The following is a 22,175-nucleotide window of genomic DNA, read 5'->3' as shown; positions in this document are numbered from 1 at the left end:
GCCGCGCTATGCGGAAGCCGCAACGCACGATTCGATCAGCTGCCCCGCCAGCGCCTGCGCGGCGGGCGTCCTTCCCGACGCGCTCCAGAGCAGCCGGAAGCTGGCTTGCGGCAAGGGCGGCAAGCCGGCTTCGGCGTCGATCTCCACGATTCCCGGTTCCAGGTCTTCCTGAAGAATGGCGGTGATGGCCAGGCCGGCCTTCACCGCCGCGCGCAGTCCTTGCTGACTGAGCGACGTGAAGGCAAGCCGCCATTCACGCCCCGCCTCTTCCAGCGCGCGTGTCGCCACCTCCCGGTGCAGACAGGGTTTCGGCGCCAGGGCCAGGGGCAACGGCGCATGCGCGGCCACATCGCCCCCCTCTCCCGCCGCCCACACGAACCGGGTCCGGCGCAACAGGGGCGACGCCGGGTCCTCGTCGAGCGATAGCGTGACCGCCAGGTCCAGCAGGCCGGCGTCTATCTGGTCGCGCAAGGCCAGATACGTGTCCACCGTCGCGTCCAGCCTCACCGCGGGGAACTGACGGGAGAAGCGCGCCAGCATGGGCGGCAAGCGATCTCCCACATAGCTTTCCGGAACGCCGAAACGCACCGCGCCCGCCACGGCGGAGCGCTGGAAGCGTATCGCCAGCGCATCCTGCGCCCGCAGGATCTGCTCGGCATGGCGCAGGAATTCCTCACCGTCCTCGGTCAAGGTCAGGCTGCGGGTCGTGCGCTTGAGCAGCGCGGTTCCCGCCTGCTCTTCCAGCCTGCGGATTTGATGGCTGACCGCCGATTGGCTCAGGTGCAAACGTTTGCCGGCGCGCGTGAAACCGCCGGTCTCATGTACCGCGATGAATGCGCGCAGAAGATCCGGGTCGTAGTCCATATCGGTCACTCATGATGGAATTTAATTAATCCAACAAAATTAAATCATTTCCATCATTTTTTGTCTTTTTCCACAATGGCATTCCCGCCAACCGTCCGCCGCGCATCCGCGGACCGGGTCCGGACCTGCCGTGCGCACAACCCGGCGCGCCGGCAAGACCCGCCTCATTGTGGAAACACCCATGAAGTCCCTAACCCCTGCACACAAGAATACGGTCACGCTCACCGCCGCCTGCCTCGCCTGCCTGATGTTCGGCCTGGAGATTTCCAGCGTCCCGGTGATCCTGCCCATCCTCGAAACCGTCCTGCGCAGCAGCTTTCGCGATCTGCAATGGATCATGAACGCCTACACCATCGCCTGCGCCGCCGTGCTGATGGCGGCGGGCGCGCTGGCCGACCGCTACGGGCGCAAGCGGGCATTCCTGCTCAGCCTGGTGCTGTTCGGCATCACCTCCCTGGCCTGCGGCCTGGCAGGCAGTTCCACCTGGCTGATCGCGGGCCGCTTCCTTCAGGGCATGGCCGGCGGCGCCATGCTGGTCTGCCAGCTGGCGGTGCTGTCGCACCAGTTCGCCGATAGCGCCGCGCGCGCCAAGGCCTTCGGCGCCTGGGGCGTGGTCTTTGGCATCGGCCTGGGCCTGGGCCCGATCATCGGCGCCGGCATCGTGGCGCTGTCCAGCTGGCAGTGGGTGTTCCTGGTGCACGTTCCCATCGCGCTGGCGGCCCTCGGCCTGGCGGCGGCGGGCGTGGACGAATCGCGCGACCCGCAGCACCGCCGGCTGGACTGGGCGGGTATCGTCTCGCTCTCGGTCGCGGTGTTCGGCCTGGCCTGGTTCATCACGCAAGGGCCGGTGGCGGGCTTTGCCAGCCTGCCCTCGCTGGCCAGCTTGCTCGCCGCCGCGGGCGGTTTCATCGTCTTCGCCGCGGCACAACGGCGGGCCGTCGATCCGCTGTTCGATTTCTCGGTGTTCCGCATCCGCCGCTTCTCCGGCGCGCTGCTTGGGTCGATGGGCATGAACTTCAGCTTCTGGCCGCTCATGATCTACCTGCCCTTGTATTTCCAGCACGGGCTGGGCTATGCCAGCCTGGCGACCGGGCTGTCGCTGTTGGCCTATACCTTGCCGACGCTGATGCTGCCGCCGCTCGGCGAACGCCTGGCGCTGCGCTACCGGGCGGAGGCCGTGATTCCCGCCGGCCTGTTCGCCATCGGCGCGGGGTGCTTCCTGATGGCCTGGGGCAGCGGCGTCCAGCAGGCCAGTTGGCTGACGATGCTGCCCGGCTGCCTGCTCGCCAGCATCGGCCTGGGCGTGACCAATACGCCCGTGACCAACACCACCACCGGCTCCGTGCCAACGGGGCGCGCCGGCATGGCGTCCGGCATCGACACCAGCGCGCGCTTCATCAGCCTGGCGCTGAACATCGCCGTGATGGGCTTCATCCTGGTGGAAGGCATCGCCTCGTTCCTGCGCAGGCAGCTCCCGCCGGCGATCGATGCCGCCCAGCTCCGCTCGCTGGCCGAACAGCTGACCACGGGAACGGCCCCGACGATCGGACAGGGCGCGGCCGCGTGGACCGTTCCCGCCGAAACGGCCAGGCAAGCGCTGGCCCACGGTTTCGGCTGGGTGATGCTGTATGGCGGCGTCAGCGTCTGGCTGTTCGCGCTGGGCAGCTTGCTGGTGTTCGGCGTGCCACGCGCGGCGCGCCGGACCGGCGCGGGGTCCAGCGTGCAATGAAAAAAACCCCCGCGCCCTTGCGGGCGCGGGGGTTTTTCAGGCAAGCGCGGCCGATCAGTTCCTGGCCAGGCGCTGCCAGGTGTCGACCACGGTGTCCGGGTTCAGCGACATGGACAGGATGCCCTCGTCCTTCAGCCACTGGGCGAAGTCCGGGTGATCGCTGGGGCCCTGGCCGCAGATGCCGACGTACTTGCCGGCGTCCAGGCAAGCCTTGATCGCGCGGCGCAGCATGAACTTCACCGCCTCGTCGCGCTCGTCGAAGTCCGCCGCCAGCAGCTCCATGCCCGAATCGCGGTCCAGGCCCAGCGTCAGCTGGGTCATGTCGTTCGAACCGATGGAGAAGCCGTCGAAGTACTGCAGGAACTCGTCGGCCAGGATGGCGTTGGACGGCACTTCGCACATCATCACCAGGCGCAGGCCGTTCTCGCCGCGCGCCAGGCCGCGCGCGGCCAGCAGCTTGACCACCTTGTCCGCCTGGCCCAGGGTGCGCACGAAGGGCACCATGATCTCGACGTTGGTCAGGCCCATTTCATCGCGCACCTTCTTGAGGGCTTCGCATTCCATGCGGAAGCACTCGGCGAAGTCCTCGGCGATGTAGCGCGACGCGCCGCGGAAGCCCAGCATGGGGTTCTCTTCCTCGGGCTCGTAGCGCGAGCCGCCGACCAGCTTGCGGTACTCGTTGGACTTGAAGTCCGACATGCGCACGATCACGGGCTTCGGATAGAAGGCCGCCGCGATGGTGGCCACGCCCTCGGCCATCTTCTCGACGAAGAAGGCGCGCGGGCTGGCGTGGCCGCGAGCGGCCGATTCGACCGCCTTCTTCAGCTCGCCATCCACGTTCGGGTAGTCCAGCACCGCCTTGGGGTGGATGCCGATGTTGTTGTTGATGATGAATTCCAGGCGCGCCAGGCCGACGCCGCCGTTGGGGATCTGGGCGAAGTCGAAGGCCAACTGCGGGTTGCCGACGTTCATCATGATCTTGACGTCGATCGGGGGCATTTCGCCACGGCGCACTTCTTCCACTTCGGTCTCGATCAGGCCGTCGTAGATGCGACCTTCGTCGCCCTCGGCGCAAGACACGGTGACCGCCTGGCCTTCCTTCAGCACGTCGGTGGCGTTGGCGCAACCGACCACGGCCGGGATGCCCAGCTCGCGCGCGATGATGGCGGCGTGGCAGGTACGGCCGCCGCGGTTGGTGACGATGGCGGCGGCGCGCTTCATCACCGGCTCCCAGTTGGGGTCGGTCATGTCGGTGACCAGCACGTCGCCGGGCTGCACCTTGTCCATGTCGGAGATGTCGCCGACCACGCGCACCGGACCGGCGCCGATCTTCTGGCCGATCGCGCGGCCGGTGATCAGGACCTGGCCGGTGGCCTTCAGGCGGTAGCGCTGCTGCACGTCATTCGCGCCCTGCTGCGACTTCACCGTCTCGGGACGGGCCTGCAGGATGTAGATCTTGCCGTCGATGCCGTCGCGGCCCCACTCGATGTCCATCGGGCGGCCATAGTGCTTTTCGATGATGACGGCGTAGCGCGCCAGCTCGTTGACCTCGTCGTCGGTCAGCGAGTAGCGGTTGCGTTCCGACACCGGCACGTCGACGGTGCGCACGGCGCGGCCGCCCGGACGCTCGGGATCGAATTCCATCTTGATCAGCTTGGAGCCGATGCGGCGGCCGACGATGGGGAAATGACCCTGGGCCAGCGTGGGCTTGAAGACGTAGAACTCGTCGGGGTTGACGGCACCCTGCACCACGGTTTCGCCCAGGCCGTAGGACGAGGTGATGAAGACCACGTCCTGGAAGCCCGATTCGGTGTCGATGGTGAACATCACGCCGGCGCTGCCCTTGTCGGAGCGGACCATGCGCTGGATGCCGGCCGACAGTGCCACGTCGGCATGGGCGTAGCCCTTGTGCACGCGGTACGAGATGGCGCGGTCGTTGTAGAGCGAGGCGAACACGTGGCGGATCTTGTCCAGCACGTCGTCGATGCCGACCACGTTCAGGAAGGTTTCCTGCTGGCCGGCGAAGGACGCGTCGGGCAGGTCTTCGGCGGTGGCGGACGAGCGCACGGCGAACGAGCCCTTGCCGTCGGCGTCGAGCTTGGCGAAGGCCTCGCGGATCTGCTTTTCGAATTCGGCCGAGAACGGGGCGTCGACGATCCACTGGCGGATCTCGCCGCCGGCGTTGGCCAGCTCGCGCACGTCTTCAGGATTGAGCGTGGTCAGGCGTTCGGCGATGCGCTTGTCCAGGCCGGAGGCCTTGAGGAAGTCGCGGAAGGCGTCGGCGGTCGTGGCAAAGCCGCCCGGCACGCGGACTCCCGCGCCAGACAGCTGACTGATCATTTCGCCTAGTGATGCGTTCTTGCCTCCTACCGAGTCCACGTCCGTCATGCGGAGCTGCTCGAACAAAACAACGTACGACATTGAAGTCACCTTTTACAATGGAATGAAAGCGAGTTTGGTCAATGCATGGAAGGCGCTTTCGCCTTGCCGTCACGCACTGACCAAACTGGCCTTGGACCGCCCTTGGGGTGACTCATATAGGGGCCTGATTGTACTCTTCGGAGCACTGCCGGCCATCCGCCCGGTTGGAATTTTTTACACATGACATCTAGCCCGATCGCACGCACCGTCTACATCGTTTCTGACAGCACCGGCATCACCGCCGAGACCTTCAGCCAGTCGGTCCTGTCACAATTCGAGGAGGTCCAGTTCAAGCCCGTGCGGCTGCCCTACGTCGACACCCTGGAAAAGGCCGCCGAGGTGGCCCAGCGCATCGACCGCAGCGCCCTGGAAGCCGGAGTCCCGCCCATCGTCTTCAGCACGCTGGTCAATCCGGACATCCTGGCCCGTGTTCGCCAGGCGAACGGCGTTTTCCTGGACCTGTTCGGCACCTTCGTCAGCCATATCGAGCAGGCGCTGGGACTGAAATCCAGCCATTCCATCGGCCGGTCCCACATGGCGGCCAATTCCGAGAAGTACCGCAACCGGATCGACGCCATCAATTTCAGCCTGGCGCATGACGACGGCCAGTTCGTGAACCAGCTGGATCAGGCCGACGTGATCCTGGTGGGCGTGTCCCGCTGCGGCAAGACGCCGACCAGCCTGTACCTGGCCATGCAATATGCGATCAAGGCGGCCAATTTCCCGCTCACGCCGGATGATTTCGAGCGCGGCACCCTGCCCTCCACCATCGCCCCCCACCGCGCCAAGCTGTTCGGCCTGTCGATCCAGCCCGAGCGCCTGGCGGAGGTGCGCAACGAGCGCCGTCCGAACAGCCGCTATGCGCAGCTGGAGCAATGCCGTTACGAAGTCGCCGAGGCCGAGCGGATGATGCGGCGCGAGGGCATTTCCTGGCTGTCGACCACCACCAAGTCCATCGAGGAAATCTCGACCACGGTGCTGCAGGAAGTGGGTCTGGACCGGACCTGAACGCCACGCCGGCTACGACGCCACCGAACGCCCGGCCCCGCCGGGCGGGGCCGGCTCGCTCAGGCGGTCGCCAGGCTCGCCACGCCAGGCGGATCGCGCCCTATAGGCGCTGCGAGAACGGCAGCACCTGGGACTCGGACAGCGGCAGGAACATGCTGGCCGCCGGCAGATAGAACCCGATCAGCCGTCCGGAAGACGCCACCAGGTAGGCTTCCGAGCGCGCGCCCTTGCCCAGCGTCACCGGCGCGCCCAGCGGGCGATAGACATCCCCCTGCACCAGCGCCCCAACCCTGCGCCACTGCGAGGCATCTTCCAGCCTGAAGGCCTGGCCGTCGGACAGCTTGCCGGTCACGGCGCGCGACAGCACCTGGGTGTTGGCGGCATCCGCCGACACCACCGGCACCAGCATCGCCTTCTCGGGGCCAGACGCGCACGCGCCCAGGACAACCAGCGCCACGGCGCCGGCCAGGCCGCGCCAGGCGCGACCGGACGACAGGAATGACATGCGCGGCATCGTCATGAGCCCGCTCCCCTATGTTGACGACGTTGTTCGAACAGACAGATCGCGGCGGCGGCGCCGACATTCAGCGATTCCACCGCCTGCGCATCATGCGGGATGCGGACCTTCACAGCCGCGGCGGCCAGCAGGCCCGCGTCCACGCCCTGCCCTTCATGTCCGAAGATCCAGGCGCAGCGCGCCGGCAGCGCGGTGCCGTACAGGTCGCTGGCGCCGTCCAGCGCCGTCGCCACCAGCGGCGCGCGCAGGCGCGGCAGCAGGGCCGCCAGGTCCACGTGTTCATGAATCGCCAGCGCGAAATGCGCGCCCTGGCCGCTGCGCAGCACCTTGGGCGACCAGGCGGCGGCCGTGCCCGTGGCCAGGAACACGCGCTTGATGCCGGCGGCCGCGCAAGTGCGCAGCAAGGTGCCGACATTGCCCGGATCCTGGATGCGGTCGAACAGCACGCAATTCTCGTCCACGACGTCCGGCAAGGCCGGCGCCGGCGGCGCGACCACGAAGGCCACGCCCTGCCCGCTCTCCACGCTGGCCAGCGACTGCATCAGCCGCGCATCCAGCGCCAGGCAGCGCTCGGGCGGCAGCGCGGCGGCCAGGGCCGCGAGTTCGGGCTGGTCCAGGCGCTCGACGTCGAACACCGCCTGTTCCGGCAGGCCGTGATGGTCCAGCCAGGCCCGGCACAGATGCACGCCGTCCAGCAGCACGGACGCGCCACGGCGTCCCGCCAGCCCTGCCAGCTTGACCAGCGCCTTGACGGCCGGGTTGTCGCGGGAACTGATGTGTTTCATGCGTCGGCGCCGAAGGCCTTGATGGGCGCGAAGCTGCGCCGGTGCTCGACGCAGGGGCCGTGCTCGCGCAACAGCCGCAGGTGCAGCGCCGTGCCGTAGCCCTTATGCTGATCGAAGGCGTATTGCGGATACTGTTCGTGCAGGCGCAGCAGGTCGGCGTCGCGGGCGGTCTTGGCCAGGATGGACGCGGCCGAGATCGCTGGCACCAGGGCGTCGCCCTTGATCACCGTCTGCACGGTGCAGCCCAGCTTGGGCGCCTGGTTGCCGTCCACCAGCGCCAGCTGCGGCGCGACGGACAGGCCTTGCACAGCGCGCTGCATCGCCAGCATGGTGGCGCGCAGGATGTTCAGGCTGTCGATTTCCTCGACGCTGGCGCTGGCGATGAACCAGGCCAGCGCGCGCTCGCGGATTTCCAGCGCCAGCGCTTCGCGCCGCGCCGGCTTGAGCGCCTTGGAATCGGCCAGACCTTCGATCGGACGGGCCGGATCGAGAATCACGGCGGCGGCATAGACCGCGCCGGCCAGAGGACCCCGGCCTGCCTCGTCCACGCCGGCGGTGATCTGCTCGGGCTGGGGCGTGGCCCCGAAAAGGTCAGGCTGCACCGTCGGCGACCTCGAGGATGGCGCGCGCGGCCAGCGCCGGCGTGTCGCGCAGCAGGTCCTGGTGCAGCGCCGTGAAGCGCGCCTCGATGCGCGCGCCCAGGGCTTCATCGGTCAGGGCCGTCCAGGTGGCTTCGGCCAGTTTTTCCGGCGTGGCATCGTCCTGCAGCAGTTCCGGCACCGCGAAGTCGCGCAGCAGCACGTTGGGCAGTCCGACCCAGGGCAGATAGGGGCGTTCCTGGCCGGATTTCCAGGCCATGATGCGCCGCATCCAGGGCGACAGCACATAGGAGATGACCATGGGCCGCTTGTACAGCGCCGTCTCCAGCGTGGCCGTGCCGCTGGCCACCAGCACCGCGGTGCTGGCCTCCATGACCGACCAGGCGACCGGCGCCTGCCGTTCGCCGCCTTCGCCGTGCAGGTCCTGCGCCGTCACGCAGCGCAGGCCTGGCACCGGATACTGCTCGAGGAAAGACTGGAACTCGGCGCGCCGCTGTTCGTTGACCATGGGCACGATGCACTGCAGCGCCGGATCGCGCTTTTGCAGAATCTGCGCGGCCTGCAGGAAGCGCGGCGCCAGCAGGCGGATTTCCGACGAGCGGCTGCCGGGCAGGATGGCCAGCACGCGGGCGTTCTGGTCGATGCCCAGCCGCGCGCGCGCCGCCGCGCGATCGGGCTGCATCGGCACCGCGCCGGCCAGGGGATGGCCGACATAGGTGACCGGTATGCCTTCCTTGCGGTAGATCTCTTCCTCGAACGGGAACAGCACCAGCATGTGCGATACCGACTCGCGGATCTTGTGGATGCGCTCGTAGCGCCACGCCCAGATCGACGGACCGACGAAGTGCACCGTAGGCGTGCCGGCCTGGCGCAGCTGGTGCTCCAGGCGCAGGTTGAAATCGGGTGCGTCGATGCCGACGAACACGGCCGGCGGCTCGGCCAGCCAGCGCCGCTTGACGTCGCGATAGGTGGACAGCAGGCTGGGCAGGCGCTTGAGCGCGTCGACGTAGCCGAACACGGTCAGGGCATGCATGGGGTGCCAGGTGTTGAAGTCGCGGGCCTGCATCTGCGGCCCGCCTATGCCTTCGCAACGCACCGAAGCGTCGCCAGCCTGCAGGCCGGCGATGATGCGGCCGGCCAGCAAGTCGCCCGAGGGCTCGCCTGCCACCATGCCGATGCGCTTGCTCATTGTGCGTTCCCCCAAGAGCCCGGCTGCGCTGCGCGCCGGGAAGCCCGACGCGGCTGTGGCGGCCGGACGGGGGTCATGGACGGATGATGCCGCGCGAAGCGACGTCCAGGAAATCCAGGAAGACCTGCAGCGGCTCGGCCACACCAGGCTCGGACTGCTGGCGCGCCTGCAATTCGGCGCGCGCCGCGTCCAGCGACAAGCCGCGGCGGTAGACGATCTTGTAGGCCTCGCGCAGCGCGGAAATCGCCTCGGCCGAGAAACCGCGGCGGCGCAGGCCCTCGACGTTGACGCCGACCGGCCGGCAGGGATTGCCCGCGGCCAGCACGAAGGGCGGCGCATCCTGCATCAGCGAGCTGTTGCCGCCGGTCATGGAATGCGCGCCGATGCGCGAGAACTGATGCACGCCGGTCAGGCCGCCAACGATGGCCCAATCGCCCACGTGGACATGGCCGCCGAGCTGGACCGAATTGGCCAGGATGACGTTGTTGCCGACATGGCAGTCGTGCGCCACATGCACATAGGCCATGATCCAGTTGTCATTGCCCAGCGTGGTGACGCCGCCGTCCTGCACCGTGCCCGTGTTGAGCGTGACGAATTCGCGGACCGTATTGCGGTCGCCGATCGTCAGGCGGGTGGGTTCGCCAGCGTACTTCTTGTCCTGCGGCATGCCGCCGATCGAGCAGTACCGGTAGAACCGGTTGTCGCGCCCGATGGTCGTCACGCCGTCGATCATGCAATACGGACCCACTTCGGTGCCCGCGCCGATGGTCACATCCGGCCCGATCACGCAGAACGGCCCGATGGTGACAGAGGGATCGATCTGCGCCGCCGGATCGACGACGGCGCTCGGATGGATGTTTGCGGCCATTTACTCTTCCAGGCTGCGGATGGCGCACATGAGCGTGGCCGAGGCCGCTTCCTGCCCGTCCACCGTCGCGCGCGCCTGATATTTACAGATGCTGCGGCTCAGGCGCAGCGCCTCGACTTCCAGGCGCAGCTGGTCGCCCGGCACGACAGGGCGGCGGAAGCGCGCATCATCGATGCCGACCAGGTAGTAGGCCGTCTTGCCGTCGCACTTCAGGCCGCCGTCGGCATCCGTGAACGAGAACAGCGCGGCCGCCTGGGCCATGGCTTCGACGATCAGGACGCCGGGCATCACGGGATGGTGCGGGAAATGTCCCGTGAAAAACGGCTCGTTGATGGAGACGTTCTTGATGGCGACGATGGACTTGCCGGGCACCATCTCCACGACGCGATCGATCAGCAGCATCGGGTAACGATGCGGCAGACGCTCCATGATCCCCTTGATGTCGAGTTCCATTTTTCTGTGAATTCCTGCGAAATGAAATGATCTTGCGGCGTGCGCCGGGCGGCGAACCCGCGCCTTACTCTTTTTCGAGCGTGCGCACGCGGCGGCGCAACTGCGCCAACTGTTGTATCACGGCGGCGTTGCGCTGCCATTCGCCGTGCTCGGCGTACGGGAAGACCCCGGTATACCGGCCCGGCTTCAGGATATTGGACGTCACCGCGGTGCCGCCCGAGATATGCACGTCGTCGCCCAGCGTCAGGTGTCCCGACAGCATCGCGGCGCCACCGATGGTGCAGCGCTCGCCGATGGTGGTCGAACCGGCCACCCCCACGCACGCGGCCATCGCCGTATGCGCGCCGATGCGGCAGTTGTGGCCCACCATGATCTGGTTGTCCAGCTTGACGCCGTCGGCCACGAAGGTGTCTTCGAGCGCGCCGCGATCGATCGTGGTGTTGGCGCCGATCTCGACGTCGTCGCCGATGGCCACGCCGCCCAGCTGGGGGATCTTGCCCCAGGCGCCCTGCCCCAGCGACGGATCCGGCGCGAACCCGAAACCGTCCGCGCCCAGCACGACACCGCTGTGAAGGATGGCGCGGGCGCCGACCTTGACGCCTTCGTACAACGTCACGTGCGCGTGCAGCAGGCTGTCCGGCCCCACGGAGGAACCGGCGCCGATCACGCAGCCCGGGCCCAGCACGGCGCCGCGCCCGATGCGCGCGCCCGACTCCACAACGCAGAGCGGGCCGATGCGGGCGCCCTCTTCGATGACGGCGTCAGCCGCCACCACCGCGGAAGGATGCGTGCCGCCCGGCAGCGCGGGACGACGCGCCGCGTCGAACCACTGGGCCACGCGGGCATAAAGCAGATAGGGATGCTTGCAGACGACCAGCGCAAAGGGCGGACGGCCTTGCTCGCCGCCTTCCAGGGCCTGGGCCACTTCGGGGGAGACGATGACCGCCGCCGCCTTGGTGGCGCCCAACTGGCTCTGGTAGCGCGGGTTCGCCAGGAAACTGATTTCCTGGCCGCCCGCCGAGGACAAGGTCCCCACGCCCTGGATCTTGAGCGGACCCGCGTCGGGGGCCGCGCTGATCCGCCAGTCCATGCCCTGGGTCTTGGCGGCGCTCAGCAGCGCTTCAAGCGTGGGCGCGCGGGCAATATCCAGCAATACCGGCATGCTGACGACCGAGCTTACTTGCCCAGGCTCTGAATCACCTTGTCGGTGATGTCGATGCGCGGGTTGACCGTGACGGCGTCCTGGATGATCAGGTCGTAGTTTTCCTGTTCGGCGATGCGCTTGATGGCGTCATTGGCCTTGGTCACGATCGACGAGAACTCTTCGTTGCGGCGGCGGTTGAAATCTTCCTGGAACTCGCGGCGCTTGCGCTGCAGGTCGGTATCCAGGTTGGACAGTTCGCGCTGGCGCTTGACGCGGTCGGATTCCGACAGCACCGGAGCGTCCTTGTCGAACTTCTCGGCTTGCGTGCGCAGGCTGGTGTTCAGGCGCTGCAGTTCGTCGTCGCGCTTCTTGAATTCGGATTCGATCTTGCTTTGCGCGGCCTTGGCGGGGGTCGATTCACGCAGGATCCGCTCGGTGTTGACGAAACCGATCTTGGTGCCTTGGGCCTGGGCGGGAACCGCTGCGACCGAACCGAGAATGAGCGCACCTGCCAGGGCCATGGTGGCGCCCAGCTTGCCGCGGCGCTTGGCGCCCAGCGAATCCGACGATTTAAGTGCGAAATCAGACATCATGAAAATCTCACCTTCCAGTAAGGCAAAGCCAAAGTGTGTATTGTGCCACTAAACGATAAGGGAGCCGGGCCACCCGGCCCGCCCCTTGTTTTCAAGCGTAACCAGACAGCTTAGAAACCGGTTCCGATCTGGAACTGGAATGCTTGCTTGTCGTCGCCCGGCTTGGCATTGAGCGGTCGCGCATAGGACAGCTGCAGCGGCCCCATCGGCGACTGCCACGACAGGCCGATACCCGCCGAGAAACGCCAGCCGCAAGGATCTTCCACCGGGCTGCTCGACTTGCCGGTGGTGCAAGACAGGCCGCTGCCCGTGGCCACCTGACCGGCGTCCGTAAACAGGAACCAGCGCAGCGTGCGGTCCTTCGACGCGCCCGGGAACGGCAGATACAGCTGCGCATTCGCCACGATGCGGCGCGTGCCGCCCAGGTAGTCTCCGGTCACCGGATCACGCGCACCCAACGAGGAGCCCTCGTAACCGCGCACCGTGCCGATACCACCGGCGTAAACGGCCTTGATGATCGGGTAGTCCTTGCCGCCGTAGCTCTGGCCCCAGTCGGCCATGGCATTCAGGGCCAGCGTGTAGGCGCCGCCCAACGGCACGAAGTACTGCTGCTGAGCCGTCAGCATGTAATACTTGAGGTCCACGGTCGACAAGTCGCTCTTCAGGCGCGTATAGCTGCCCTTGGTCGGCGCAAGCGCGCTATCGCGCGTGTCCTTCGACCAACCGGCACTGAAGATCACCGAGTTGGTCGCGTCGCCGTATTGGTTCACGAAGTTGCGATAAGCCAGCGGCGAGTTGTTGTACAACTCTATCTGGTTGCGTTCAAAGTTCGCACCCAGGAAGATCCGGTCGTATTCCGAAATCGGCACGCCGAAGTTCATGCCCAGGCCCATGGACTTGACACGGTAGTCGCCGTCGTTGTTGTTCCAGGGCTCGGTCACGCGGTAGTAGGCCGACGTGGTGCGGCTGATGCCGTCCTTGGTCCAGTACGGGTCGGTGTGCGACAGCACGACCGCGCGGTTGCTCTTGCTGGTGTTCAGCTGCAGGGTCAGGTTGGTGCCGCTGCCGAAGACGTTGTCTTCGCTGATGCCGGCCGACAGGATGGCCTTTTCGGACGAGCCGTAGCCCACGCCCAGGTTGATCATGCCGGTGGGCTTTTCCTTCAGGTCGACGTTGACGTCGACCTGGTCGGGCGAGCCCGGCACGGGGTCGGTCTTGACGTTGACTTCGCTGAAGTAGCCCAGGCGGTCGACGCGGTCGCGCGAGGTCTTGATGTCCTTGGCGTCGTACCAGGCCGCTTCCTGCTGGCGCATTTCGCGGCGCACGACCTCGTCGCGCGTGCGGGTATTGCCGCCGATCTGGATGCGGCGCACGTACACGCGGCGGCTCGGGTCGACGTAGAAGGTCACGTCGGCTTCGCGCTTGTCGCGGTCGAGCTGCGGATTCGGGTTGACGTTGGCGAAGGCGTAGCCCAGCTCGCCCAGGTAGTCGGTGATGGCCTTGGCCGAATCGTTGGCCTTGGCGGCCGAGAAGGTCTCGGTCGGTTTGAGCTGCACCAGGCCATTGATCTGGCTGTCCAGGCCGAGCAGGTTGCCGGCCAGCTTGACGCTGCGCACCTTGTAGGGCTCGCCTTCGTGGACGGTGACGGTGATGCGGATATCCTTGCGGTCGGGCGAGATCGTGACCTGCGGCGGCTCGACGGAGAACTCCAGGTAGCCGCGGTCCAGATAGAACGAACGCAGGCGTTCCAGGTCGCCCTCGAGCTTTTCGCGCGAATACTTGTCGGTATCGGTATACCAGGTCAGCCAGCCCGGCGTGGTCAGCTTCATTTCGTCGAGCAGGTCGCTTTCCGAGAAAGCCTTGTTGCCGACGAAGCGGATTTCCTGGATGCGCGCGACCGAGCCTTCGAACACGTCGAAGCTCACGCCCACGCGATTGCGCGGCAGCGGCGTCACGGTGGAGGTCACTTCGACGCCGTACTTGCCCTTGGACAGGTATTGCTGCTTGAGTTCGTATTCCGCGCGCTCAAGCATGGAGCGGTCGAAAATGCGGCCTTCGGCGAAACCGACCTGGCCCAGCGACTTGATGATGGCCTTGGAATCGAATTCGCGCATGCCGTTGAAATTCACGGATGCGATGGTGGGGCGTTCCTGCACGACCACGACGACGACATTATTGTCGGTCTGGATCTGTACATCGGAGAAAAATCCCGTGCCGTACAGGCGGCGGATCGCCTCGGTGGCTTCTTCGTCGGTGAATTTCTCGCCCACTTTCACGGGGAGATAACCGAATACGGTGCCGGCGTCGGTTCGCTGGATCCCTTCTACGCGGATATCCCGCACGACGAAAGGGTCGAAGGCGTGAGCCATGGCCGGAACCAGCAGCGCGGCGACAAGACTCGGCAATACACCCTTCTTGTGTTGAAACATCCGGCGAAAAGACATCCTTGAGTATCCTCGGTCGTGCAAATGGCGGGGGATTTTATATGCTATTGACGCCTAGGTGAACAGGCGCGAGAAATCATTAAACAGCGCAAGGCCCATGAGCCCTGCCAATATTCCTATGCCGGCGCGCTGTCCGATATCGATCCAGCGGGCGGGCGGCGGGCTGCCCCGCACGATTTCGACGAGATAGTACAGCAGATGGCCGCCGTCCAGCATAGGAATGGGCAGCAAATTTAGTACGCCAAGGCTGATACTGATCAACGCGATATAGGCGATATAAGCAACAATGCCGATCCGGGCGGTCTGGCCGGCGTAGTCGGCGATCGTGACCGGGCCGCTGACATTGCGCCAGGACACCTCGCCCATGACCATGCGCCCCATCATGCGCAGCGAGAACCAGGCGGTGTCCCAGGTGCGGACCGCGCCGCGCCACAGGCTTTCGAACACGCCATAGCGAACCGTCACCATCGGCACGTCGCCGCCCAGTTGCACGCCAAGCCGGCCGATCTGGCGGCCTTCCACGGTTTCGGCGCGGGGCGTCACATTCAGCGTGACCGTGTCGGGCCCGCGCTTGAGCGTCAGGGCCAGCGGCTGGCCGGCGCTTTCCTGGATGCGGCGCACCAGCGCGGCGGTATCCGGGGCCGGCTGGCCCTCGACGGCCACGATCAGGTCGCCGTCCTTCAGGCCGGCCGCTTCGCCCTGTCCACCCGCGATGACGCTGCGGACGGCGGGACGCGGCTGGGCCAGCCGCAAGCCGGCGGTCGCCAACGGGTCGCCGCCGGCGGGATCCATGGCATTGGCGGGCAATATCAGTTCGCGCTGGTGCACCGCGCCGGACGGGGTGCTGACCTCGACCAGTGCGCGCCCGCCCCCGGACATCACGTCCATCAGCCGCCAGCGCGCATCAGCCCAGGAAATGACTTCCTCGCCGCCGATAGACAGGATGCGGTCGCCTTCCAGCAGCCCGGCGCGGGCTGCCGGCGTATCCACGGCCGGCTTGGCCAGGATCGGGGCGGGTTCCTGCGTGCCGGCCAGGTTCAGGGCGGCGTACAGCAGCACGGCCAGGATCAGGTTGAATATCGGCCCGGCCGCGACGATGGCGATGCGCTTGCCGACCGGTTGGGTATTGAAGGCGGAAGCAATCTCGGACGGACTCGCGCCCGGCGGAGGATCGTCCTGCATCTTGACGTATCCGCCCAGCGGCAGGGCCGAGACGGCCCATTCCGTGCCGTGCCGGTCGGTGCGGCGCAACACCACCTTGCCAAAGCCCACGGAAAACCGCAGGACCTTCACGCCGCACAGGCGCGCGACCCAATAGTGGCCCAGCTCGTGGAAAATGATCAGGGAGCCTAGCGCAACCGCAAAGGCGAGCAGGGTGAAAAGCATCGGGATCTAGAATCCAGGATCGATAGGCAGGCGATTGCACCTGGGCAAGGCAGGCGCGCGGGGCGCCTCAGGCCAGCCCCAGGTTGCCCGCGTAACGGCGCGCCGCCGCATCCAGCGCCAGCACGTCCTCGAGACTGCTGAGCGTAACAGAAGCCTGCCGCGCCTGCCACTCCAGCGCCGCCTCGATGACGCGGGGGATCCAGGTATAGGCCAGCCGGCCGCTCAGGAAGGCCTCCACCGCCACCTCGTTGGCGGCGTTCAGCGCCACGCAGGCGCCCTGCCCCGCCCGCAACGCGGCAAATGCCAGCGCCAGACAGGGAAAGCGCGCCAGGTCGGGCTGCTCGAAATCCAGCCGCCCCAGGCGCATCAGATCCAGCGGGCCTACGCCGCTGTCGATGCGCTCGGGAAAGCCCAGGCCATAGGCGATCGGCGTGCGCATGTCGGGCTGGCCCAGCTGGGCCAGGATGGAGCCATCGTGGTACTCAACCATCGAATGCACCACGCTCTGCGGGTGGACCACCACCTCGATGCGGTCGGCGGGCATGGCGAACAGCCAGTGCGCCTCGATCACTTCCAGGCCCTTGTTCAGCATGGTGGCCGAATCGACGGAAATCTTGCGGCCCATGCTCCAGTTCGGATGGGCGCAGGCCTGCGCGGGCGTCACGTCGTGCAGGTCGTCCAGATCGCGCCCGCGGAACGGGCCGCCCGAAGCGGTCAGCAGCAGGCGGCGCACGCCTGGCGCGGGCGCGTCCGGCGCCTGTGCCCGGCCGCCATGCGGCAGGCATTGGAAAATGGCATTGTGCTCGCTGTCGATGGGCAGCAATTCGGCGCCGCTGTCGCGGATGGCCTGCATGAACAGCGAACCGGCCGCCACCAGGGCTTCCTTGTTGGCCAGCAGCACGCGCTTGCCCGCCCGGGCCGCGGCCAGCGCCGCCGGCAGGCCGGCCGCGCCGACGATGGCGGCCATGACCGCGTCGCAGCGCGCGTCGGCGGCCGTATCCGCCAGCGCCTGGGCGCCCACCCGGATCTCCGGCAAGGCGGGACCGGCGGGCCAGGCGGCCAGGAATTGCCGGCGCGCCGCGTCGTCGGGCACCACCACCACTTCCGCGCGGCTGGCCAGCGCCTGCTCGGCGAGCTTCTGCATGCGCGTGTACGCCGACAGCGCATAGACAGCCAGCCGTTCGGGATGGCGGGCGATCACATCGAGCGTGCTTTCGCCGATCGAGCCGGTGGACCCGAGCACGACGACGCGTTGGAAAACCGTCAAGACAACACTCCAGACAAAATTAGCGCGAACGGCGCGACCGGCAGGATGGCGTCGATACGGTCGTAGACGCCGCCATGGCCGGGCAGCAGCGCGCTGGAATCCTTGCGGCCCGCGCGCCGCTTGAGCAACGATTCGAACAGGTCGCCGATGATGGACAGCACGCCCAGCACGGCCGCCAGCGGCAGCGCCAGCCAGAAGCTCCAGCGCGCCACCAGCGCGTGGCCATAAGTGCCGTCCCAGAGGCTGGACAGGCCGATCCACACGACCGCGCCCAGCACGCCGGCGACCGCGCCGGCGATCGTCTTGCCGGGGCTCACCCGCGGCGCCAGTTTACGCTTGCCGAACGCGCGGCCGGCAAAATAGGCGGCGATATCGGCCACCCAGACCAGCGCCAGCAGCGACACCACGAACACCGCGCCGCGCGCGATATACATCTGGGCCAGCACGGCCCAGGCGACAAAGGCGGCGGGCACCGAGAACAGCGACCAGCCCAGGCTGGCAGGCGGCGCGCTGGACTGGCCGCGAACCACGGCGGTCACGCCGCCGAACAGCCAGACGGCGGCGACGGCGGGCGCCGCGTAGCCCAGGATCCAGCGAGGATCGGCCCAGCCCGAACGGACGCCGCCCAGCCACGCCGAGCTCAGCGCCAGCATGGCGGCGAACAGCAGGACCGGCACGCCGGCGCAGATCAGTGGGGATGGAGGCTGCGGCAAGGTCAGTCGCAGCCATTCCCAGTTGGCGCAGGCCGCGGCCAGCGCGAGCAGGGCGACGAACCACCAGGGATTGGCGCTCATCATGGCGGCGGCCAGGATGGCCAACAGGACGACGGCGGTAACGATACGCTGGCCCAACATGTGACGGTCTCCTCTTGTGCTGCCCGGAAAGACGCGCGCTAGGCGGCCTATTTCGGGTCGTCGCCGTTGACTTGGGCGCTGGTGCGGCCGAAGCGGCGCTCGCGGGTCCGGTACCAGTCGAACGCCGCCTGCAATTCGGCGGCGCCGAAATCCGGCCAGTAGCGATCCGTGAAGTAGAACTCCGCGTAGGCCATCTGCCAGATCAGGAAATTGGAAATGCGTTGTTCTCCGCCGGTGCGGATGAACAGGTCCGGCTCGGGCGCCCAGGACATCGACAGGTGGCGCGACAGATGCGCCTCATCGATCCGCTCCGGGTGCGCGGCCAGATCGGGCTCGGCCGCCAGCATGGCGCGCGTGGCCTGCAGGATGTCCCAGCGGCCGCCGTAATTGGCGGCAACGGTGAGGTGCAGGCGGTCGTTGTGGGCGGTGCGTTGCTGCGCCGCGAAAATGAGTTCCTGCAGCCGCGGCTCGAAGGCCGAGAGATCGCCGATCACGTGCAACCGCACGCCCTGCTCTTCCAGCTTGCCGACTTCGCGCTCCAGCGCCTGGACGAACAGCCGCATCAGCAGGGAGACCTCTTCGGCGGGACGCCGCCAGTTCTCGGAGCTGAACGCGAACAGCGTCAGGTAGCGCACGCCGGCGCGCCCGCAGGCCTCGACCACGCGCCTGACGGCCTGCACGCCCTTGGCATGCCCTGCCGTGCGGGGCAGCAGACGCCGCGTCGCCCACCTGCCGTTGCCATCCATGATGATGGCGACGTGCTGCGGGGTATCGCGGGTCTCGGGAACCGCCTGGGTGGAACTGGTTGCCATGGAGTCTGGTGCCGCGCGCGTATGACCGGCGAAAAACGTAATACGGGAAAATCCGCGCCGTGATTCCATCACCGCCAAGCTTGGCGCGAAACGGCGGACGGGACGGCGCAAAAAGCAAAAACCGGCGCCGGGACACGGGCGCGAGCCCGTGTCCCGCCATGCGCCGGAATTATACGGTCATGATTTCCGCTTCTTTCTGCGTGACCATCTTGTCGATGTCGCTCACGTTGCGGTCGGTCAGCTTCTGGACATCGTCCTGGGCGCGACGCTCGTCGTCCTCGGAGATTTCCTTGTCCTTGACCAGCTTCTTGAGCGCGTCGTTGGCCTCGCGGCGCAGGTTGCGCACGGCGACCTTGGCGTCCTCGCCCTCGCTGCGCACGACCTTGGTCAGGTCGCGGCGGCGCTCTTCGGTCAGGGCCGGCATCGGCACGCGGATCGTGTCGCCCATGGACATGGGGTTCAGGCCCAGGTCCGACTCGCGGATGGCCTTCTCGATCGGGGCGGCCATGCTCTTCTCGTAGGGCTGCACGCTGATGGTGCGGGCGTCCACCAGGTTCAGGTTGGCCACCTGGCTGATCGGCACCGGCGAACCGTAGTACTCGACCTGCACATGATCCAGGATGCCGGCGTGGGCGCGGCCCGTGCGGATCTTGGACAGGTTGGTCTTGAGCGTATCAAGCGACTTGACCATCCTGGCTTCGGCGGATTTGCGGATTTCTGCGACGCTCATGGTTTTTCCTTTTCTTTAAACGTGTACCAGGGTGCCTTCGTCGTCCCCGCTGACCACGCGCTTGAGCGCGCCGGACTTGTTGATCGAAAACACCTTGATCGGCAGCTTCTGGTCACGGCACAGCGCGAAAGCGGTGGCGTCCATGACTTCCAGGCGACGCACGATCGCCTCGTCGAAGCTGATGCGGGCATAGCGCGTGGCGGTCGGGTCCTTATTGGGATCCGCGCTGTAGATGCCGTCGACCTTGGTGGCCTTCAGCACGATCTCCGCGCCGATCTCGGCGCCGCGCAGGGCGGCCGCGGTATCGGTCGTGAAGAAGGGATTGCCGGTGCCCGCGGCGAAGATGACGACCTTGCCTTCTTCGAGGTAGCGCAAGGCCTTGGGGCGGATGTACGGCTCGACCACCTGGTCGATGTTCAGGGCCGATTGTACGCGGGTGTCGATACCCTTGTGCTTGAGCGCGTCCTGCAGGGCAAGCGCGTTCATGATGGTGGCCATCATGCCCATGTAGTCGGCGGTGGCGCGGTCCATGCCCTGCGCACCCGGCGCGACGCCGCGGAAGATGTTGCCACCGCCGATGACGATGGCCAGCTCGACGCCCGTGGCGGCGACTTCGGCGATCTCATCGGTCATGCGGACGATGGTGGAGCGATTGATGCCGAAAGCATCTTCGCCCATCAGCGCCTCGCCGGAAAGCTTGAGAAGAACCCGTTTGTATGATCTGCTGCTCATAGGTGATATCCCGTAGAACAATCCGACGAAAGTGTAAGACAAGAAATGATAGCCCTGCCCTGGCGCCACGCCTCCCCCGCAGGGGAAACGTTACGTCACAGAAGGGCTTGGCGAGAAAAAGGCCGGACTAGACTGTAATCTAGCGCCGGCCTTCAAGCACTACCCTGCGATCAGGCGCGGCCGGCGGCGGCTGCGGCAACCTCGGCGGCGAAATCGCTGGTCTTCTTCTCGATACCTTCGCCGACGACGAACAGCACGAACTTGGTGATCGAAGCGCCCTTGGCCTTCAGCATCTGTTCGACGGTGTTCTTGTCATCCTTGACGAAAGGCTGCGACAGCAGCGTCACTTCCTTCAGGAACTTCTGCACCGAGCCTTCGACCATCTTGGCGACGATTTCAGCAGGCTTGCCCGATTCGGCGGCCTTCTGCTCGGCGACCGAGCGCTCGGCGGCGATGTCGGCGGCATTCACGCCGTCGGCGTTCAGGGCCTTGGGCTTGGTGGCCGCGATGTGCATGGCCAGATCCTTGCCGACTTCTTCCGCGCCGCTGTACTCGACCAGCACGCCGATGCGGCCGCCGTGCACGTAGCTGGCCAGGGCGTTGGGGGTCTCGATGCGCTCGAAGCGGCGGATCGCCATGTTTTCGCCGATCTTGCCGATCAGGGTGGTGCGGGTCGTTTCGACCGTGCCGTCGCCGTAAGGCAGCGCCGACAGAGCGGCCACGTCGGCCGGGTTCTGCGTGGCGACCAGTTCGGCCAGCTTGTTCACGAAGGCGACGAAGTCGTCGTTCTTGGCGACGAAGTCGGTTTCGCAGTTGACTTCGATGACGGCGCCCTTCTTGGCGTCGGCGGAGATGAACAGGCCGATCAGGCCTTCGGCGGTGACGCGGGCGGCAGCCTTGCTGGCCTTGTTGCCCAGCTTGACGCGCAGGATTTCCTCGGCGCGGGCCAGGTCGCCCTCGGCTTCCGTCAGAGCCTTCTTGCACTCCATCATCGGGGCGTCGGTCTTTTCGCGCAGTTCCTTGACCAGGGCAGCGGTAATTTCAGCCATGTTTGCTCCAAATTTGCTAAGACATGCCCCGGCTTGGCGGGGCAGCGATGTGATTCGATGGGACGCCCGCGTACAGCGGGCCTGGAAGATGGGAGCCCATCCTCGCAATGCCGGCGAGGCGGGAGCGGCGACCGCCGCTCCCAGACACTAACCGCCGGACATGACAGCAGGCTTAGGCCTGGTTGTCCTGCACTTCGACGAACTCTTCCTGGCCTTCGCCCAGCTCTTCGACCAGACCGTTCAGGTTCTGCTCGCGGCCTTCCAGCACGGCGTCGGCGATGCCCTTGGCGTACAGCGCGATGGCCTTGGCCGAGTCGTCGTTGCCGGGGATGACGTAGTCGATGCCGTCGGGCGAGTGGTTGGTGTCAACCACGCCCACGACCGGGATGCCCAGCGTCTTGGCTTCGGCGATGGCGATCTTGTGGTAGCCAACGTCGATCACGAAGATGGCGTCGGGCAGGCCGTTCATGTCCTTGATGCCGCCGATCGACTTGTTCAGCTTGTCCAGTTCGCGCTGGAACAGCAGGCCTTCCTTCTTGATCATGCGCTCGGCGCCGCCTTCGGCGACCAGGGCTTCCATGTCCTTCAGGCGCTTGACCGAGGTCTTGACCGTCTTGAAGTTGGTCAGCATGCCGCCGAGCCAGCGGGCGTCGACGAAGGGCATGCCGCAACGGGCGGCTTCGACGGCGACCAGTTCACGGGCGGCGCGCTTGGTGCCGACGAACAGGATG

At 66.7% G+C, this 22,175-nt stretch carries 21 protein-coding genes; 2 read left to right on the top strand and 19 right to left on the bottom strand.

Annotation, left to right across the window (positions count from 1 at the left end):
• Window positions 1-6: 6 nt before the first annotated feature.
• Window positions 7-864 (bottom strand): LysR family transcriptional regulator, encoded by an 858-nt coding sequence (locus KDH83_RS13655; protein ID WP_212316540.1) that lies wholly within the window; start codon window positions 862-864, stop codon window positions 7-9.
• Between the two features lie 181 nt (window positions 865-1,045).
• On the opposite strand from KDH83_RS13655, the gene KDH83_RS13650 reads away from it, so the two are divergent.
• Window positions 1,046-2,593: an MFS transporter gene (locus tag KDH83_RS13650; protein ID WP_212316538.1), complete on the top strand. Its 1,548-nt coding sequence runs from the start codon at window positions 1,046-1,048 to the stop codon at window positions 2,591-2,593.
• Between the two features lie 54 nt (window positions 2,594-2,647).
• Here the strand turns inward: KDH83_RS13650 and ppsA are convergent, their stop codons facing one another.
• Window positions 2,648-5,014: a phosphoenolpyruvate synthase gene (gene ppsA, locus KDH83_RS13645; protein WP_212316536.1), complete on the bottom strand. Its 2,367-nt coding sequence runs from the start codon at window positions 5,012-5,014 to the stop codon at window positions 2,648-2,650.
• Between the two features lie 180 nt (window positions 5,015-5,194).
• Here ppsA and KDH83_RS13640 point away from each other — a divergent pair, with 180 nt between their 5' ends.
• Window positions 5,195-6,022 (top strand): pyruvate, water dikinase regulatory protein, encoded by an 828-nt coding sequence (locus KDH83_RS13640; protein ID WP_103274084.1) that lies wholly within the window; start codon window positions 5,195-5,197, stop codon window positions 6,020-6,022.
• Between the two features lie 100 nt (window positions 6,023-6,122).
• On the opposite strand, the gene KDH83_RS13635 is transcribed toward KDH83_RS13640, so the two are convergent.
• From KDH83_RS13635 to rpsB, 17 genes are all read right to left on the bottom strand, one after another.
• Complete coding sequence (locus KDH83_RS13635) at window positions 6,123-6,542, bottom strand: hypothetical protein (protein WP_249205093.1); 420 nt, start codon at window positions 6,540-6,542, stop codon at window positions 6,123-6,125.
• Entirely contained in the window at window positions 6,539-7,324 is a 786-nt protein-coding gene (locus KDH83_RS13630; RefSeq protein ID WP_212316534.1) for an RNA methyltransferase, read from the bottom strand. Before KDH83_RS13630 ends, KDH83_RS13635 begins: the two co-directional genes overlap by 4 nt.
• Window positions 7,321-7,926, bottom strand: a complete 606-nt coding sequence (rnhB, locus tag KDH83_RS13625) for a ribonuclease HII (protein WP_349291627.1) — start codon at window positions 7,924-7,926, stop codon at window positions 7,321-7,323. The genes KDH83_RS13630 and rnhB overlap by 4 nt, the downstream gene beginning before the upstream one ends.
• A complete protein-coding gene (gene lpxB, locus KDH83_RS13620; RefSeq protein ID WP_212316529.1) occupies window positions 7,916-9,112 on the bottom strand; it encodes a lipid-A-disaccharide synthase in 1,197 nt (398 codons plus the stop codon). Before lpxB ends, rnhB begins: the two co-directional genes overlap by 11 nt.
• Before the next feature lie 73 nt (window positions 9,113-9,185).
• Window positions 9,186-9,980 (bottom strand): acyl-ACP--UDP-N-acetylglucosamine O-acyltransferase, encoded by a 795-nt coding sequence (lpxA, locus tag KDH83_RS13615; RefSeq protein ID WP_212316527.1) that lies wholly within the window; start codon window positions 9,978-9,980, stop codon window positions 9,186-9,188.
• Window positions 9,981-10,433 carry a 3-hydroxyacyl-ACP dehydratase FabZ gene (gene fabZ, locus KDH83_RS13610; RefSeq protein WP_212316521.1) on the bottom strand — a complete coding sequence of 151 codons (453 nt, stop codon included), beginning with the start codon at window positions 10,431-10,433 and terminating at the stop codon, window positions 9,981-9,983.
• Window positions 10,434-10,497: 64 nt separating this feature from the next.
• Window positions 10,498-11,595, bottom strand: a complete 1,098-nt coding sequence (lpxD, locus tag KDH83_RS13605) for a UDP-3-O-(3-hydroxymyristoyl)glucosamine N-acyltransferase (RefSeq protein WP_212316519.1) — start codon at window positions 11,593-11,595, stop codon at window positions 10,498-10,500.
• Between the two features lie 14 nt (window positions 11,596-11,609).
• Window positions 11,610-12,170 carry an OmpH family outer membrane protein gene (locus KDH83_RS13600; protein WP_212316512.1) on the bottom strand — a complete coding sequence of 187 codons (561 nt, stop codon included), beginning with the start codon at window positions 12,168-12,170 and terminating at the stop codon, window positions 11,610-11,612.
• Window positions 12,171-12,280: 110 nt separating this feature from the next.
• Entirely contained in the window at window positions 12,281-14,614 is a 2,334-nt protein-coding gene (gene bamA / locus KDH83_RS13595) for an outer membrane protein assembly factor BamA (RefSeq protein WP_212316510.1), read from the bottom strand.
• Between the two features lie 54 nt (window positions 14,615-14,668).
• The gene (rseP, locus tag KDH83_RS13590) at window positions 14,669-16,000 is read right to left on the bottom strand and encodes an RIP metalloprotease RseP (RefSeq protein WP_212316508.1); all 1,332 of its coding nucleotides are present in this window, start codon (window positions 15,998-16,000) and stop codon (window positions 14,669-14,671) included.
• Between the two features lie 67 nt (window positions 16,001-16,067).
• Entirely contained in the window at window positions 16,068-17,267 is a 1,200-nt protein-coding gene (locus KDH83_RS13585) for a 1-deoxy-D-xylulose-5-phosphate reductoisomerase (RefSeq protein WP_212316505.1), read from the bottom strand.
• The gene (locus KDH83_RS13580) at window positions 17,264-18,121 is read right to left on the bottom strand and encodes a phosphatidate cytidylyltransferase (RefSeq protein ID WP_212316503.1); all 858 of its coding nucleotides are present in this window, start codon (window positions 18,119-18,121) and stop codon (window positions 17,264-17,266) included. Before KDH83_RS13580 ends, KDH83_RS13585 begins: the two co-directional genes overlap by 4 nt.
• Before the next feature lie 47 nt (window positions 18,122-18,168).
• Window positions 18,169-18,933 carry a polyprenyl diphosphate synthase gene (gene uppS, locus KDH83_RS13575; RefSeq protein WP_212316554.1) on the bottom strand — a complete coding sequence of 255 codons (765 nt, stop codon included), beginning with the start codon at window positions 18,931-18,933 and terminating at the stop codon, window positions 18,169-18,171.
• A 169-nt stretch (window positions 18,934-19,102) separates the two neighbouring features.
• Window positions 19,103-19,663: a ribosome recycling factor gene (gene frr / locus KDH83_RS13570; protein ID WP_103274070.1), complete on the bottom strand. Its 561-nt coding sequence runs from the start codon at window positions 19,661-19,663 to the stop codon at window positions 19,103-19,105.
• A gap of 15 nt (window positions 19,664-19,678) precedes the next feature.
• The gene (gene pyrH / locus KDH83_RS13565) at window positions 19,679-20,395 is read right to left on the bottom strand and encodes a UMP kinase (protein WP_103274069.1); all 717 of its coding nucleotides are present in this window, start codon (window positions 20,393-20,395) and stop codon (window positions 19,679-19,681) included.
• Between the two features lie 170 nt (window positions 20,396-20,565).
• Window positions 20,566-21,444: a translation elongation factor Ts gene (tsf, locus tag KDH83_RS13560; RefSeq protein ID WP_212316500.1), complete on the bottom strand. Its 879-nt coding sequence runs from the start codon at window positions 21,442-21,444 to the stop codon at window positions 20,566-20,568.
• 172 nt (window positions 21,445-21,616) lie between these two features.
• Window positions 21,617-22,175, bottom strand: a 559-nt coding sequence (rpsB, locus tag KDH83_RS13555) for a 30S ribosomal protein S2 (RefSeq protein WP_249205092.1), incomplete at its 5' end; no start/stop codon positions are given.

This window comes from Achromobacter sp. Marseille-Q0513, assembly GCF_018195695.1.
Taxonomy (GTDB): domain Bacteria; phylum Pseudomonadota; class Gammaproteobacteria; order Burkholderiales; family Burkholderiaceae_B; genus Achromobacter.
Note: the sequence above shows the minus strand (reverse complement) of the source record. Positions and strands in the feature narration are given on the sequence as shown.